At 57.5% G+C, this 14971-nt stretch carries 18 protein-coding genes; 9 read left to right on the top strand and 9 right to left on the bottom strand.

The genetic code is table 11. From position 1 onward, the window contains the following. Positions 1 to 75 precede the first annotated feature (75 nt). Positions 76 to 333, top strand: coding sequence for a hypothetical protein (locus JAO32_RS06780; protein ID WP_334238789.1), 258 nt, complete (start codon positions 76 to 78; stop codon positions 331 to 333). 1 nt (position 334) lies between these two features. Further along, positions 335 to 553 (top strand): hypothetical protein, encoded by a 219-nt coding sequence (locus JAO32_RS06775; RefSeq protein WP_334238787.1) that lies wholly within the window; start codon positions 335 to 337, stop codon positions 551 to 553. An 80-nt stretch (positions 554 to 633) separates the two neighbouring features. Here JAO32_RS06775 and JAO32_RS06770 read toward each other — a convergent pair whose 3' ends face one another. Next, the gene (locus JAO32_RS06770) at positions 634 to 2280 is read right to left on the bottom strand and encodes a hypothetical protein (RefSeq protein ID WP_334238785.1); all 1647 of its coding nucleotides are present in this window, start codon (positions 2278 to 2280) and stop codon (positions 634 to 636) included. Positions 2281 to 2416: 136 nt separating this feature from the next. On the opposite strand from JAO32_RS06770, the gene hemC reads away from it, so the two are divergent. From hemC to JAO32_RS06755, 3 genes are all read left to right on the top strand, one after another. Next, positions 2417 to 3514: a hydroxymethylbilane synthase gene (hemC, locus tag JAO32_RS06765; RefSeq protein ID WP_334238782.1), complete on the top strand. Its 1098-nt coding sequence runs from the start codon at positions 2417 to 2419 to the stop codon at positions 3512 to 3514. A gap of 3 nt (positions 3515 to 3517) precedes the next feature. Further along, entirely contained in the window at positions 3518 to 4267 is a 750-nt protein-coding gene (locus tag JAO32_RS06760; RefSeq protein WP_334238781.1) for a uroporphyrinogen-III synthase, read from the top strand. 151 nt (positions 4268 to 4418) lie between these two features. Next, a complete protein-coding gene (locus tag JAO32_RS06755) occupies positions 4419 to 5009 on the top strand; it encodes a sigma-70 family RNA polymerase sigma factor (RefSeq protein WP_334238779.1) in 591 nt (196 codons plus the stop codon). 52 nt (positions 5010 to 5061) lie between these two features. Here JAO32_RS06755 and JAO32_RS06750 read toward each other — a convergent pair whose 3' ends face one another. Genes JAO32_RS06750 through JAO32_RS06740 form a run of 3 tightly spaced genes read right to left on the bottom strand, consistent with a single transcriptional unit; the run spans position 5062 to position 6871 of the window. Beyond that, positions 5062 to 5919, bottom strand: coding sequence for a menaquinone biosynthesis family protein (locus JAO32_RS06750; RefSeq protein WP_334238777.1), 858 nt, complete (start codon positions 5917 to 5919; stop codon positions 5062 to 5064). A gap of 53 nt (positions 5920 to 5972) precedes the next feature. Continuing rightward, complete coding sequence (locus tag JAO32_RS06745) at positions 5973 to 6551, bottom strand: biotin transporter BioY (protein WP_334238774.1); 579 nt, start codon at positions 6549 to 6551, stop codon at positions 5973 to 5975. A 53-nt stretch (positions 6552 to 6604) separates the two neighbouring features. Next, positions 6605 to 6871 (bottom strand): hypothetical protein, encoded by a 267-nt coding sequence (locus tag JAO32_RS06740; protein ID WP_334238772.1) that lies wholly within the window; start codon positions 6869 to 6871, stop codon positions 6605 to 6607. A 283-nt stretch (positions 6872 to 7154) separates the two neighbouring features. Between JAO32_RS06740 and JAO32_RS06735 the strand changes: the two genes are divergently transcribed. Continuing rightward, positions 7155 to 7529 (top strand): FtsB family cell division protein, encoded by a 375-nt coding sequence (locus tag JAO32_RS06735; protein ID WP_334238771.1) that lies wholly within the window; start codon positions 7155 to 7157, stop codon positions 7527 to 7529. Between the two features lie 2 nt (positions 7530 to 7531). Here the strand turns inward: JAO32_RS06735 and JAO32_RS06730 are convergent, their stop codons facing one another. From JAO32_RS06730 to JAO32_RS06715, 4 genes are all read right to left on the bottom strand, one after another. After that, positions 7532 to 8089 (bottom strand): hypothetical protein, encoded by a 558-nt coding sequence (locus JAO32_RS06730; RefSeq protein ID WP_334238769.1) that lies wholly within the window; start codon positions 8087 to 8089, stop codon positions 7532 to 7534. A 106-nt stretch (positions 8090 to 8195) separates the two neighbouring features. Then, positions 8196 to 8609: a peptidoglycan-binding protein gene (locus JAO32_RS06725; protein WP_334238767.1), complete on the bottom strand. Its 414-nt coding sequence runs from the start codon at positions 8607 to 8609 to the stop codon at positions 8196 to 8198. A 231-nt stretch (positions 8610 to 8840) separates the two neighbouring features. Next, positions 8841 to 9188 carry an STAS domain-containing protein gene (locus JAO32_RS06720; RefSeq protein WP_047486594.1) on the bottom strand — a complete coding sequence of 116 codons (348 nt, stop codon included), beginning with the start codon at positions 9186 to 9188 and terminating at the stop codon, positions 8841 to 8843. A 72-nt stretch (positions 9189 to 9260) separates the two neighbouring features. Beyond that, entirely contained in the window at positions 9261 to 9701 is a 441-nt protein-coding gene (locus JAO32_RS06715) for an ATP-binding protein (protein ID WP_334238764.1), read from the bottom strand. A gap of 182 nt (positions 9702 to 9883) precedes the next feature. Between JAO32_RS06715 and JAO32_RS06710 the strand changes: the two genes are divergently transcribed. Genes JAO32_RS06710 through JAO32_RS06700 form a run of 3 tightly spaced genes read left to right on the top strand, consistent with a single transcriptional unit; the run spans position 9884 to position 13458 of the window. After that, positions 9884 to 11155 carry a magnesium transporter MgtE N-terminal domain-containing protein gene (locus tag JAO32_RS06710; RefSeq protein ID WP_334238762.1) on the top strand — a complete coding sequence of 424 codons (1272 nt, stop codon included), beginning with the start codon at positions 9884 to 9886 and terminating at the stop codon, positions 11153 to 11155. Positions 11156 to 11158: 3 nt separating this feature from the next. Then, entirely contained in the window at positions 11159 to 12211 is a 1053-nt protein-coding gene (locus JAO32_RS06705; RefSeq protein ID WP_334238760.1) for a CgeB family protein, read from the top strand. After that, on the top strand, positions 12208 to 13458 hold the full coding sequence (locus tag JAO32_RS06700; RefSeq protein ID WP_334238758.1) for an Nramp family divalent metal transporter: 1251 nt from the start codon (positions 12208 to 12210) through the stop codon (positions 13456 to 13458). The genes JAO32_RS06705 and JAO32_RS06700 overlap by 4 nt, the downstream gene beginning before the upstream one ends. A 63-nt stretch (positions 13459 to 13521) precedes the next feature. Here JAO32_RS06700 and JAO32_RS06695 read toward each other — a convergent pair whose 3' ends face one another. Next, positions 13522 to 14850, bottom strand: a complete 1329-nt coding sequence (locus JAO32_RS06695) for a M48 family metallopeptidase (RefSeq protein ID WP_334238756.1) — start codon at positions 14848 to 14850, stop codon at positions 13522 to 13524. Positions 14851 to 14971: the final 121 nt, after the last annotated feature.

The raw sequence follows: 14971 nt of genomic DNA, 5'->3' as shown, positions 1-14971 counted from the left end.
CTGGCGCGTTTTGCGCTTCCTCCAGGGCTACCCCACCGCTTCATCGTCCATCACACATGCTTGTGAGGTGATGAGATGAATGCTTCGCAGCAAAGTGAACCAAGGGGCTTTGGCGAACACGCGCGGGGGCCCGCAGCCGAGAAAGCGCATGCCCTGGGATGGAATCTGAACCAGGAACAACGCACCGCTCCACCACCAGGAAAACAGAATACCTACGGCGGTACCGACTACGATTATGGCGCGCAGGACTTTGGCGACGAGCCGTTCAGGATGGGTGCCACCCGTCCTGAAGAGGTCAGGCAAGCGCTGGAGACGCTCACAAAGGAGGATTGAAATGGCATTTTCGAACGAGACGAAAACGCACGCAGGTCGGGAAGACTCAGTCCCGGGAAGTGACAAAGGTCACGCGCATTCGCACGCGGCGCACCTGGGAACAGAGGGCAACGTGAGACCGTCGGCAGTGAATATCGGCAAGCAGGGCCGCGAGGCAGGTTCGATTCAGCAGCCTCCACAAGACCCCGCACGAAACGGCAAATCGCGTCATCGCCAATAAGGCATTCATGATCCAGCTGATCAAACAACAAGAGCGGCCAATCGGGCCGCTCTTGTTGTCGTATGGAATGCGGTTGAAGATTACATCACCACTCCGCTGTCTCTCGCGGATTCGTCTTTGTGTTTCTTTTGTTCTTCCGGTGATTTGTGATGCAGATCCAGACCGAAGTGCGGTTCATCCTCAGTGCCTGTGATCTTCACCGGAATCTCTGCGCCCGCACCGTTGTGATGGAAGAACGGATCAACAGGCTTCAGTAGAAGGCTCTTCCACTTTGACGCAATCATCTCTGACACCTTGGCTTCCGTACGTACCTTGCCGAAGAAATCAAAGCGCTTGCCATCCATGCTGTACACGCCTTCCAGGTTCACTTCGCCGCCCGGAAGCGTGTAGTGCAGCGTGGAGAAATTCAGCTGGCCATTGTGGCTTACAAGCTTGCCCCGCATGTTGGAAGACACGTCAGGTGCTCCGGGCTTAGCTTCTTTCGGTGAACCCTGTGCACGCAGGCTCAGCATGTCCACCTTGTCCTGCACTTTCGGGTTCGTGAAGTGGATATTGCGCAACGTGAATGCGCCGTTCATCTCCAGCTTCTTCGTCACACTTTCTTTGCCGTAGGGGATCCGCAGGTGCATCTTCATGCCGATGTTGCTTTGCATGATGGCGGGCTTTGTCTTGACCGCCAGCATCAGGAAGTCGCGTAGACGGCCGTTGGGGATGTTTACATCCAGATCGGTGATGTGGCCTTTGCCTTTTACGTTGATCACGGCGCCGGAGCAGGTGAACTCTGAATCGCCCAGTTTGGCCTGAACAGGCTGCAGATAGGTGTCGCCACTCGTGCCATCAATGATGGCGTGAAATGTGGTCTCCAACGGCATGGGATAGTTTGCTGTATCCAGCGTGAAATCCGGCGTATGCGTGGTTCCATCCGCAACAATGCGATCAAGCTGACCCTCAAATTTGCCCGTGGAAGAGAGCATCCCACCGATGCCTTTGATCGTTCCCAGATCGGCGTGGTCGAAGGTGTAGTTGCCATTCACCAGCGAATCACCGGGCTCTTCATTGTTCCAGGGGCCAAAGTCGCCTGTGGCGTGAATGTCTCCTTTGGGAATGGCGTTTACGAGCACCGCGTCATATTTCCAGGGGCGCTCCGGGCCAACATCGCGCATCCGGATGTGCTGCAATTCAAAGTGCTTGGGATCCTTATCCGGTTTGAAGGTGCCAATGATCAGATGAGAATTTTCCACCTCAATCTGGTCGACGAGAATTTCGATTTTGCCCTTTTTCTTCTTCGGACCTGGCGGTGCAGCGGCGCGGGCTTCTTTCGGCGGAATATAAATCTGCATACCGCTCACATAGACGGTGCCAACGTGTGTTGGCTTCACAAACAAACCCATCAGCGGAGCATGGAACCGGAAGTGTTCCATGGCGATCAGAGGCTCGGTCGCGCCAGCAGCAACGACGTCATCTGGCGCATAGATCCGTAGTCCTGTGCCTGAAACTTCCAGCCCTTTGATCAGCGAAACATCCAGCGTATCCAGCTCCACGCGGCTATTGAAACGTGCGCTCAACGTGTCGATGACGCGACCCTTCAAGATGGGGCCGGCACGATGCACCATCACGTTGCCAATGACGATCAAGACAGCGAGGACAATCAGTGCTCCAATTGCGACCCACCGCCACACCCCATACCGCTTTGTGGGGGAGTTGGGTGTGTTTTGTTCTGTAACCACGAACTTTCCTCCAACCGCGTGTTTTGCCCTCATCGACAAACCGCGCAGCTTGTTTGCTTGTGATGCAACGGTTGCCGGTAGGGATTGCCGCCGTGGGAGGGTGGGCAGGCGTTCCGGGCCGCAGTATGATCACTCCATGCACCTGCGAATTGGTTCCCGCGGCTCGCGGCTCGCGTTATGGCAAAGTAATCACATCGCGTCACATCTGCGCGCGCTGGGACATACGACTGAGATTTTTATCATCCGCACGACGGGTGACCGTATGCAGGACCCGGCCTTTGCTGCGAAGATGCTGGGCCCCGATGGCAAAACACCATCCAATGTGGATGGCAAAGGCATCTTCATCAAGGAAATTGAAGAGGCGCTCGCGGCTGGAACGATTGATCTTGCCGTGCATTCACTGAAAGATCTTCCGACAGAACTAGATGCGCAGTTCACTCTGGCGGCTATCCCGGAACGCGCCGACCCACGCGATGTTCTGCTGGTGCCGGATTGGCTTCAGATTCACACGCTGCCCGCAAATGCGCGTATTGGCACTACATCGCCACGGCGCACTGCGCAGCTACGCGCGCTCAATCCGGAGTTTCAGTTTGTGGCCATCCGCGGCAACATCGACACGCGCATCCGCAAGCTTGGCCGCGGCGATTGTGACGCGTTGGTGCTGGCTGCCGCGGGGATTGATCGGTTAGGAACGAAGCTGTTGAAGCCGGTGGAGCTTGATCCACAACATCCGGAGTTTGGCCGACCACCACACATCGAATGCATCACGCACCCGGACCACGATCATCTTGCCGATCACGACCACGGCGAGGAGCTTCCGGGGCAGGCAGACTGGATTCGTCAGCGCTTTGATCCGGAGATGCTATGCCCCTCGCCGGGGCAGGGCGCGCTTGCAATTGAAACACGCGCAGGTGATGCAAAGACGATTGCCGCTATTCAAGTGCTTGACGACGCAACGACTCGTTATGCCGTAGAGAGCGAACGCTGGCTGCTGCATGCTCTTGGCGGAGGATGCTCGCTGCCTGTTGGCGCACTCTGCATTCAGGAGCAGGGCCGCGCAAAGCTCCATGCAGTGGTGGCAGCACCGGATGGCGAGTGCGTGGTCACCGCGACGCTCTTTGCTGAAGAAGGCGAATCCGCGCAGAGCTTCGGTTCGCGTGGCGCGCAGGCGCTGGTCGATCAGGGCGCGCGTGAGTTGCTGGCGGAGGATTTTGCCGGGGTGGAGGCCGATTAGCACTTGGCTCCTCGCGTCCTGGTTACACGTGCCCCGCACCAGGCGTCGGCTCTGGGCGACGCTCTGGCGGCTCATGGCCTGCGTGTGGCGTCCGTGCCCACCATCGCGCTCGCACCGCCCAGCGATGAGTACGCCACGCTGGACCGTGTGCTGACTCGGTTGGATGAGTTCGGCTGGATTTTGTTTACGTCCGCCAATGCTGTTGCGGTGTTCGCGGATCGGCTGGAAGATGAGGCTGTGCCGCTGACCTGCGGCATTGCCAGCATTGGCTCGGCTACGAGCAAGGCCCTGCGCGACGCCGGTTTCCCAGTTCGCCTGCAAGCGCAGACGGCCATTGCGGAGTCCTTGGCGAAGTCGCTATTGCCACACGCGCGTGGCGCATCCATGCTGCTGGTACGCGCAGAGCAGGGAAGAGATGTCCTGATTGAAATGCTGGAAGAAGCTGGTGCTGAGGTGACATTAGCGCCTGCCTATCGCACGATCATTCCCACAGAATCGGTGGAGCGTCTGAAGCGTGAGCTGCCCACCGTGGACGCCATCACCTTCACCAGTTCATCGTCGGTTCAGAACCTGTTCGCGCTGTTGGACGAGGCTGGTCTGTCTCTCCCAAAGGAGATGGTGCTGGCCTCCATTGGTCCCATCACTACGGCATCTTTAAAAGAGCAAGGCCGCATGCCTACGGTCGAGGCAAGAGAATCCACCGTGATATCGCTCGCTTCCGCTGTCGCAACAGCGCTTCGGCATCGCGGCTAAAAATCTTTGGCGATGGGTGTAATGTTCGCCCATCCGCTGCGTGTTTCCTTGTGAGCCCAATACGCCGGCTCCAAAGGAGAACAACCAATGAAGTGCGATTCCTGTCAGTGTGGCGAAGTCTGCATCTGCGTTGTTTGTGGATGCAAGCAGAATGGTTAATTCCACTGGCGGCTACGGAACATCTCATTCTGTAGCCGCCATGCCCGTCACGACAAAACTCGATACGCTTCTAGAACACCGCGAGCAGTTTCTTGCTTTTCTGGAGCGCCGCGTTCATGACCGTAATAAGGCAGAAGACATTCTCCAGGCGGCCTACACCCGCGCGTTGGAACACGAAGGCAATGTGCAGGAGCACGAGTCCATTGTGGGCTGGTTTTATCGTGTTCTGCGCAATGCGGTGATCGATTCCTATCGCAGGCATAGCGTGGAGAACGAAGGCCTCGCCGTTCTGGCACGCGAGATGGAAGACGCTGCTACGCCGCCCGTCGACCTACGCGATGAGGCGTGTCTCTGCCTGCAATCTGCCGTGGATTCGTTGCCACCAGATTACGCGGAGCTATTGCGTGAGGTGGACCTGGCGGATGAACCGCTTGCTGCTTATGCGCAGAAGAGAGATTTGACCAGTAATAACGCCGCAGTGCGTGCGCATCGCGCACGTGCGGCGTTGCGTAAGGCTCTCATCCGTTCCTGCGGAGCATGTGCGGATCATCATTGCGAAAACTGCACCTGCAAACGGTGCTAAGGAAGAAGGGCATGGCTTGCGCCATGCCCTTCGTGTTTGTAGTGAGCCGCAATTAGTCGATGAAATCGACCTTCGCCTTGTGTGGAATCACGCCGCGCTCATAGCCCATGTCCAGCAGCTTCTTGATGGCTTCACGGCCATCGTCGCCGTAGTTCAGGGTGCGCTCGTTCACGTACATGCCCACGAACTTGTTCGCCAGATTCGGGTCCAGGTCACGCGCAAACTGCATCGCGTATTCCAGCGCCTGCGGACGGTGATCCAGCGCATGCTGAATGGAGTCGCGCAGCGCCTGCGTGGCAATGTGCATGGACTCAGCACCCAGCGAGCGGCGGATGGCATTGCCACCCAGCGGCAATGGCAGACCGTCGGTCTGTTCACGCCACCACTGACCCATGTCCAGCACCTTGTGCAGGCCGTTGTCGCCGTAGGTGAGCTGTCCTTCGTGGATGATCAGGCCAGCTTCGAACTCGCCCGCAACCACCCGCGGAATGATCTGGTCGAACGGCACCACTTCGTACGCCACTTCCGGATGGAAGAGACGCAGCGTCAGGAATGCCGTCGTCAGTTCGCCCGGAACGGCAATCTTCAGCTTCTTTACTTCGTCCGTGGTGTACTTGCGCGGAGCCACGATCATGGGGCCGTAGCCTTCGCCCACAGAGCCGCCGCATGCCATCAGGGCGTACTCGTCCTGTAGGTAGGGATAGGCGTGGAAGCTGATGGCTGTCACGTCGTAGTACGGATCGTGAATGGCGCGCTGGTTCAGCGTTTCAATGTCCGTAAGAACGTGGGTGAACTTGTAGCCGGGGACGCGGACCTTGTTCGTTGCAAGGCCGTAAAACATGAATGCGTCGTCGGAGTCGGGGCTGTGGGCCACCTTGATCTCTTGTACGCCTGTCGGGGTGGTGCTCATGAAATGGTTTGTCCTTCAGGTTTGTTCAGGTAGTTGGGGGAAGAAGTTACGGCTTAGCGACGAGCCACGGCCGTGGCCATGCCTGCCGCAGCAAGGATCTTGACGGTGTCTGCGAAAGCAAACGGAGTCACAGCGCCACCGAGCGCCATTGAGAACGGTAGGTGTAGAGACACGCTGAACCACGCAGCACCGCAGGCATACACCAGCAGCATAGCGGCTGCGCCTGCTGCAGCAAAGCTGACATAACGGCGCGAACGCAACGCAGCGGGAATGCCCGCAATCGCTGCTGCCAACGGGTAGGCAAAGAGATAACCGCCTGTGGGGCCCAGCAGGCGCGCCACGCCGGGCAATCCGGCAGTGGTGAACACCGGCATGCCTGCCGCGCCTTCGGCCAGATACAGGGCCAGAGCAGCGAACCCGGCCGTCGGTCCCATCAGCATGCCCACCAGAATCACTGCGAAAGGCTGCAGTGTGAATGGAACTGGCGTGAATGGCAGCGGCACGGAGACGTGTGCGCACAGCGCAATGAACAGGCTCGCGGCCACAACAGCCGTTGCCTGCAGCGCAAACGAAACCGAACGCGACTCGCCTGCCATGGCGGGACGCAGAGAAGACAGAGAGATACGTGACATGGGTCAGGTGCCTTTCACTTCTGATTGTACCGGCTGTTGTGCGTGATGCGAGATTAACGGTATTCGGGCTTTGACAGAGTCCCCGTGGGGCGACGTACACCACCTGCTGGTGCTATGCCCATATCCGGGTCGCGCAGGTCTCCCATGTCTTCATTGAAATAGGCGCGATCCGACCGCTTGCGCAGTGGAGAATCAGATGCGTTGGGGACAGACGCGTCCTTCTGCAACCCCTGCCCACGACTGCGGGCACGTACCGATTGTGATGATGCAACGACACCGGCGGCCAGGTCCATGCGAGGATGCAGCCGTCTTTTGCGCATCGCGGGCTCCTGTTGCGGCGACGTTGCCGGCGAAGTCTTGCGCATGCTGCGCCACAAAGCAGCGATGCTCAGTAACAAAACAAGGCAACATACGGCGGCGATTTCGGCGAGCATTTGCATGGGAAAGACGAACCGAGAATACAACCACCGCGTCCGTTCTGAAAGCGGAAACGCGTCTATACCCGATTTCGTCACATGGATAGCTTTTTCATTATGAAAAGGAGGTATCGAATAGGGTGCCACCTCTTGCATCGTGTTGCATCCACGCATCTACTGAAAAGAAGTGGAAACGCAGCAAAAGACGACGCAGGTCCGCGGATTCGCAGCCACCATTGGGCGCATCTGCGAGGCTTTCTACGGAAACCGACGCCGCCTGGCGACGGGCGCGGCGGCGTTGCTGGCGATCATGGTTGGCTACCACGTTGTCTTTGGAAAAAATGGTCTGACGGCATACCAGAACAAGCGCCACGACCTGCGCGATCTACAGGTCCAGAGCCAGCAACTGGAGCAGGACAACGGGCGGCTACGCAGCCATGTGGAACGTCTGACGAACAACCCGGATGCCATCGAACATGAAGCGCGCGAAGCCTTGCACTATGCACGTCCCGGTGAGGTCATTTACACATTGCCTTCGGATCAAAAGGCCGCTGCAAAGTAGTCTCAGTCCACATGCAATGAGCCGTCCAGGTCGACGGTAAGACGATCGTGCATCACCAGCATGGAATGTACCTTCAGCGAATCCAGCACCACGTTATAGCCGGTGCCGTCCTTTGACTTGGCCAATGCGGAGCGCAGCAATTCTGCTGCATTCAGTTTCATGCTGGCCGGCAGTTTGCGTTGCAGGAAGGGAACCAGAAGGAAGTCCAGTTCCTTGTTGCCGGTGAAGCGGTCGACACGTGCATCACGGAAACCGATGGATTCGCCTTCCGCCTGGGGAACAACGGAAACATCTGCCATGGTGCTGAATCCCACACCCACGCACTTGCCAAAGACACCAGCGCCCAGGCGCGAATGCGTGCTGACATGCACAACCACACGATCATCCTGAAAGCTGACCGTGGCCTGATCAATGTAGACGTAGCAGGCAGAGTTACGATCGCCGCGCAGGTAGTAGCGGGCGTCCGGAGCGTTTAGAAGCTGTTCCTTGAGGGTGCGTTCCAGAGCCGCCGCGGAGACCTTCAATTCGATCGCGCGGGCATTCAGGGTAAGCAAAGACATGAGTAGCAGAACCGGGAGCAGAAGGCGCTTCACGCTTCTTAGAATAGCGCCTGAGCGGGCTGCTACAGATCGTGAAGATTGTCTGGTGGGGGAGCCAGTTTGCGGCTTACTTGCCGCCGAAGGTGTCAACTTCTGTCGATGTCGCGGCAGGGCCACCTTCAGACAAAGCGACCGGCACGCTGGCAGGTGCAGCCTGCGAATTTGGGCCCAGTCCCAGCTTGATTAGTGCGCGCGAATCCGGGACGAGCTTGGTCTGCCAGCCGTTATCGGCCTGTAGCTTCTGCATGGCTGCCTGGCTGTCGGCATCCCAGTGGCCGCTGGCTTCCTTCAGGTAACCGGCTTTCACTAGCGCCGTCTGAATCTGCGTGGCACGGCCATCATCCATCGCACGCTGGTGCGGTGCGGCGGACTGGGTCTTCTTATGCTTCGCTGTCGGGCCACGCTTTACGCGAGAAGCCTGCAACGGGAGGATGGAGGAGAAGAGGAGCAGAGTCGCAGCGGACGCCGTGTAAAAGCGCATGAAAACCTCAGATAAACGAATTTCTTATCCCGCAATGTGGACCGATTCACCCACACTACACACTGAAAGAACACCGGCGCAAGCCGAATGTGACGGCAAAGTGAACGTTTTTCCCGGACGGATTGCGCCATGTGTGTAAATCGGCGGAAGTTGACGTTTCGATAGAAAACGATAGAAAAAGGGCCACTCCAAAATGGAGCGACCCTTTTTCACAATATAAATTTGCTGAAATTAGCGGGTGAAGGAACCTACGGCGTGCGTTTCGTCGTCGCGGACGTCGAACACGGTGTACAGCTTAGTGATCTGGAGCAGATCCTGCACCTTCTTGGTCAGGTTCAGCAGCTTCAGCTCGCCGCCTGCGTTCTTCACAGAGGTGTAGGCGGAAACCAGTTCACCGATACCCGAAGAATCGATGTAGGAAACATCGCCCAGGTTGAGGAGGATGTTCTTGTCGCCCTTGGCGACGAGATCGCGGATGGTGTCACGCAGGGTGACGGAGCCTTCGCCCAGGGTGATCCGGCCGCTCAAGTCGAGAATCGTAACGCCGTCCACTTGGCGCGTGCTTACCTTGATGCTCATCGTCTGTGTGCTCTCCTGCCGAAGGAATCGGCGAAATTTAAAACTTGGAAAAATCTGCGGTCGTTAAGTGGTTCAGGCTGCGTCCTGCGCGGGAAGGCGGTGCTTGATAAGTGTCAGCTCAGTTCCCGGGGACAGTTGGCGAAAGTGTACCTCATCCATGAAGGCTCGCATAAGGAACACCCCGCGTCCCGAGCCGCGGAGTATGTTCTCCGGCGAAAGGGGATCGGGAATGGCTTCCTCATTGAAGCCCGGACCTTGGTCGCTGATGCGAATGACAAGGTCGTTGTCGTTCGCTTCAAAGCTGGCTGTCACTTCCTTGTCGCGGCTGTAGCTGTTGCCGTGGATAACGGCATTCACGGCAGCCTCGCGGACAGCCATGGCGATGTTGGAGATGTCGTCTTCCGCGAACCCAGCGCGGTTGGCGAAGGATTCCGCCTCCTGCTCCACGCGGTCCACGGTATCCAGCGTGGACGGCAGGGTGAAGGTTGTCCGTGTTGTAGGTGTATTGGGCAACGTGTCTCGGTCCCTGGCCGCTTGGTCTTGCTGGCAGTGTGCTTTCCCAGCGCAGGAATGTCAAGGAGCTTAGCGAACGATTGTTACGAACCCGTGATTTCGCGGGATGGCGATAGCTTCGGTAGACTGCCGAAAGAGCAGTCAAAAGAAGAAGATTCTGGGCAGAGAGGAGCGGTGGACGCATGATCGAACAGCCAGTTCGCCGCACGAGTCTCTCCTCGTTGCTGGGGCAGCCCGTGCGGGCGCACGGCGGGCTCCCGCTGGGGCGGATTGCGGAACTTGTCGTTGCAACGGAAGACGGTGGAACGCACATCAGTAGCCTGCTTCTGACAGCCTCTGGCCGACTGCGCGGTGGCCAGGTGCACTCCGTTCCTCTGCACGCATTGCATCTCAGCTCTACTGGCGAACTGCATTTGAAGCAGGAAGCGGAGCAGCCGCAACCCATCGACATTCCGCATGCCTCCGTGCTGTTGGAGCGAGATCTGCTCGACCAGCAGATCATTGATGTGCACGGCCACAAAGTGGTGCGTGTGAACGACGTCGACCTGGTCTGGGAGACACACGACGAACTCCACCGTCTGCGTATCGCAGAAGTCGAAGTGGGTATGCGTGGCGCAGTCCGGCGATTGCTTCGAGGCTTGCCTGCGAATGCAGTGGATGCAATGGCGCATCGCTTTCAACCTCGCGTTATTCCATGGGAATTTGTCGATCTGATCGACCGCGATCCTGCGCGTCGCGTGCGTTTGAAGATTGAAGGCGACCGCCTCTCCACCATGCATCCGTCGGATATCGCGGACATTCTGGAAGAGCTTGCGCCCGCAGAACGCGAGGCTGTTTTTGGCTCGCTGGATGAAGAGATTGCAGCAGAAGCGCTGGAAGAGGTCGATCCGAAGTTGCAACGTTCGTTGCTGGAAGGCATGGAATCCAGTCGCGTCGCTGACATCGTGGAAGAGATGGATCCTGGCGCTGCTGCAGATCTTCTGGCGGAACTTCCCGAGGAGCGCTCCGAAGAAATTCTTCTTGAGATGGAGCCGGAAGAACGTGCCGAAGTGGAAGAGCTGCTGGAGTTCCCGGAAGACTGGGCCGCAGGCCGCATGACCACAGAGTACGTTGCTGTTCCCGAAGATGCGGATGTGCACCAGGCCATTGAAGCATTGCGAAACTTTGAAGGCGATCTGGACGCAGTGAATGAAGTCTTTCTGTTGGATAGTGCTGGTCGGTTGAAGGGCGCTGTGACGTTGTCGAAACTTGCACTCTCCAACGGCGAAACGAAGCTGATCGATGTGAAGGAAGCACACTTGCACACATGTTCCATTGACGCTGGAAGCCGCGCCATTGCTGAGCAATTCGATAAATACAACCTGCGTTCGCTGGCTGTTTTGGATCACGATCGCCAGCTTGCAGGTGTTATCTATCCGGAACATGTCATCGCTCTGTTAAGGGCGGGCCACTAACGCATGCGGATTCTGTACATCGGCACGCTCACAGAGAACGATTCGGCTGAATACCGCCGCCTCGCACTACTCCGCGAAGGGCATACCATCGAGGCGATTAATTCGCTGAACTATCGTTCCGCCTCGTCATTGCTGCACAAACTCGAGTTCCGTGCGCAGATTGGCCCCATGGTTTCGCGTTTGAACCGCGACATTCTCGCTGCTGCGGAGCGGTTTCAGCCGGATGTGGTGTGGGCAGACAAAGTGTTGTGGATGCGACCGCAAACGTTGAATCGTCTGCGTTCCATGGGCATTTCCACGGTGTCGTACATGATTGACAACTTCTTCGGACCGCGTCGCGATCCGGGATGGCGGCTGTATGCAAAGTGCATCCCGCTTTATGACCTGCATTGCACACAGCGCGACACGAATGTGAAGAGTTATCGCGAGGCGGGTGCGCGCGATGTCATCAAGGTGCAAACTGCGTTTGAGCCAACGCTGCACTTTCCACATGATCCTCCGTACACGGATGCGCAGCGTGATCGTGGGGTGTCATTCATCGGAACCAGTTACGATCAGCGCGCTGAAACGCTGCTTCGTTTGCACGCAGACGGTGTCCCTGTGACGATCTCCGGTGGCCCACAACACTGGCGCGGGCCGCTTGGAAACATGTTTGACACGCTCTATCGCGAGGGCGAGTTATTTCGGCAGCAGTATCGCGAAGCCATCTGGCGTTCGAAGATCAACCTGAGCTTTCTTACGCATTCCAATCAGGACGAGTTTGTTCACAAGTCGTTTGAGATTACTGCGTGCGGAGGCTTTCTTCTTGCGGAACGATCCGCTGGCCACCTGGAGCGGTTTGTTGAAGACGAGGAAGCCGTGTTCTTTGAAGGCTATGACGAACTGCTTGCAAAGATACGGCGTTACCTACCGGATGAAGCTGCGAGAAATCGTATTGCGCTGGCAGGCATGAAACGCGCGTGGTCCAGCGGCTACGACAACGACACGCAAGTACGGCGCATCGTGGAACGAGTGCAAAGCATTCTGGAATCGACGAAGAAGGGAGGTGCGGCGTGAAGTGGCTGAAGGTCTGGCGTTATCGCATCCTTTTCTTCCTCGCTGCACTTGGCCCTGGCTTCATCACGGCCAACGTGGACAACGATGCGGGTGGCATCTTCACGTATTCGCAGGCGGGCGCGCAGTATGGCTACGCACTGCTGTGGACGATGATTCCCATCACCATTGCGCTCATCGTTGTGCAGGAGATGTGCGCGCGCATGGGTGCTGTCACGGGCAAGGGACTCAGCGATCTCATCCGCGAAGAGTTCGGCCTGCGTTTGACCTTCATCATCATGCTGCTGCTGGTGGTGGTGAACTTCGGCAACGTCATCGCGGAGTTCACCGGCATTGCAGGTGCGCTCGGCCTCTTTCATGTCAGCAAGTACATCGCTGTTCCAGTGTGCGCTGTGCTGGTGTGGGCGCTGGTTGTGAAGGGCGACTACAAAAGCGTGGAGAAGATATTTCTCTTCGCCAGCGTGGTCTATCTCGCATACATCGCCGCGGGCGTGCTCGGCAGACCCGACTGGCACACGGCGTTGGTCGAGACCGTAAAGCTACCCGACCGTTCTCTGTGGCATGACCGCAATTACGTGTATATGACCATCGGTGTCATCGGTACGACCATCACGCCGTGGATGCAGTTTTATCTGCAGTCTTCCATCGTGGAGAAGGGAGTGACGGTGAAGCATTACCGCGCCACGCGCCTTGATGTGACGATCGGTTCTATCTTCACCGATGTTGTGGCGTGGTTCATCGTTGTGGTGTGTGCGGCCACTTTGTGGATTCATGGCGTGCGCAACATCAACGTAGCTGCCGACGCCGCGGAGGCCATGCGACCCATCGCTGGCGATTATGCTTTCCTGCTCTTTGCCGCGGGATTGTTCAATGCATCGTTGTTCGCTGCGTCCATCCTTCCGCTCTCCACGGCCTATACGGTTTGCGAAGGTCTGGGTTTTGAAAGCGGTCTGGATCGCACATGGAAGCAGGCACCGGTTTTCTACTGGCTGTACACCATCCTCATCGCAGCGGGCGCAGCAGTCGTACTCATTCCCAACTTCCCGTTGGTAAAGATGGCCGTGTTGTCGCAGGTGTTGAATGGCCTGCTGCTGCCCGTTGTGATGTATTTCATGCTGAAGCTGATCAACAAGCCAGAGCTGATGGGCGAGTATCGCAATCGCACATGGTTCAACGCCATCGCATGGATCACAGCCATTCTGGTAACAGGCCTATCGCTGGTTCTGGTGTGGCAATCGCTACGGGGATAACGGAGCACCAGGCAAAGCAAAGGCGCCGCATTCCACTGCGGCGCCTTCGCTCTTGTGTGGATGCTACTGTTTCGGGAAGTACTTTGGGGCATTGCTATCGGCCCACGGATTGTAGTGTGCAGCGAACGCCGCACGCCGTCCGATGCTGGGGTGTCCATACGTCCAGAACTCCAGAAACTGGTTTGGATTCGGCACGTCGTAGCTCGTCTCGCCCAGCACCTGAAACGCACCGCGCGCCGTTTCCTGCGGGTCTGACACAATGCCGTGAATGGCTTCCATGCCGTACACATCTGCAGCATGTTCCTGCGTGCGTGACAGCGTGGAAGTCACTGGTTCCAGGAAGAAGCTGAACAGCGAAAACGCCAGCAGCAGCACTGCGAGTGCGCCCCAGTCGTTCTGTGTTGGGATACCCCATGAAGCTCCAAAACGGCGGATCGCCCACTGCACAAACAGATATCCCAGATACAGCGTGATGAACGTGATCACGGTGCTTATCAAAATGCCGCGCACAATGTGATGCAGCACGTAATGGCCGCTCTCATGACCGAAGATGAACAGGATTTCGTCGGGCGTACCCTTGGCAATCGACGTGTCCCACACCACCACGCGCTTCGATGCGCCGAAGCCGGTAACGTACGCGTTGAGCGTCGTCACCTTTGCTGATGCTTTCATCAGGAACATGCGGTCCGGCGGAATGTTCATGTGGCCGCGATTCGCCACATCTTCCAATCGCTGCACCAGTTCGGGATGCGATTGTTGCAGCGGCTCAAACTTGTTAAACAGCGGATCAATCACATACGGCGTGATGAAGATGCCTGCCAGGGTGATTGGAATGGAAACGATCCAAAAGCCGAGCCACCAGCGACGCGGGAACTTGCGGATGAACCAGAACAGCAGCATCACCAGCAGCGTTCCAATCACCAGGCCAATCCCAGCGCTCTTCGCTTGATCGCCCAGCCAACTGCCCCAACTCTGCACGCTCAATCCGTATTTCAAGCTCAGCCAGTGGCCATAGACGCTAAACGGCGCGTCCAACAGCGCTGTAATGATCAAAAACAGCAGCAGGAAGGTGGCGCCTTGTAACCAGCGGTTCTTGAAACGCGCTGTCGCTGTCCGCTGCATCCATCCCACAACTCCCAGCGTCAGCAGCGCCACGATGTACACGAGCGACCAGATGGACGTGGCGAAATGCAGCACGGTGCCCACCTTGTCCAGGTGTTGCGCCTTAGCCAAATCTCCGGGCTTCAGCGAATACGAAGGGATATTCCCGCCCTCGGGCGAAGAATCCAGCTCATGCTGAGCAGCGTCGTTCGCCAGCTTTTCAGCAGGCGTGGTGGCTGCATGGAGGGGAATGGTCAGCAGAAGCAACAGGAAGAGCAGCAATCGGCGCATGCCGGTTTATAGCAGACTTCCTGAAGGGAACCACCGGGCATTCTTAGCAGAACGCCATGCAATGAAGGGCTGCATCGCATCTCAACCACATACCAAGCTTTCACCAGCGCGCAAGACAAGT

This window comes from Terriglobus sp. ADX1 (assembly GCF_036877645.1).
GTDB lineage: Bacteria > Acidobacteriota > Terriglobia > Terriglobales > Acidobacteriaceae > Terriglobus.
The sequence above is the reverse complement of the archived record's forward strand: the minus strand, read 5'-3'. Positions and strand labels throughout refer to the sequence as shown.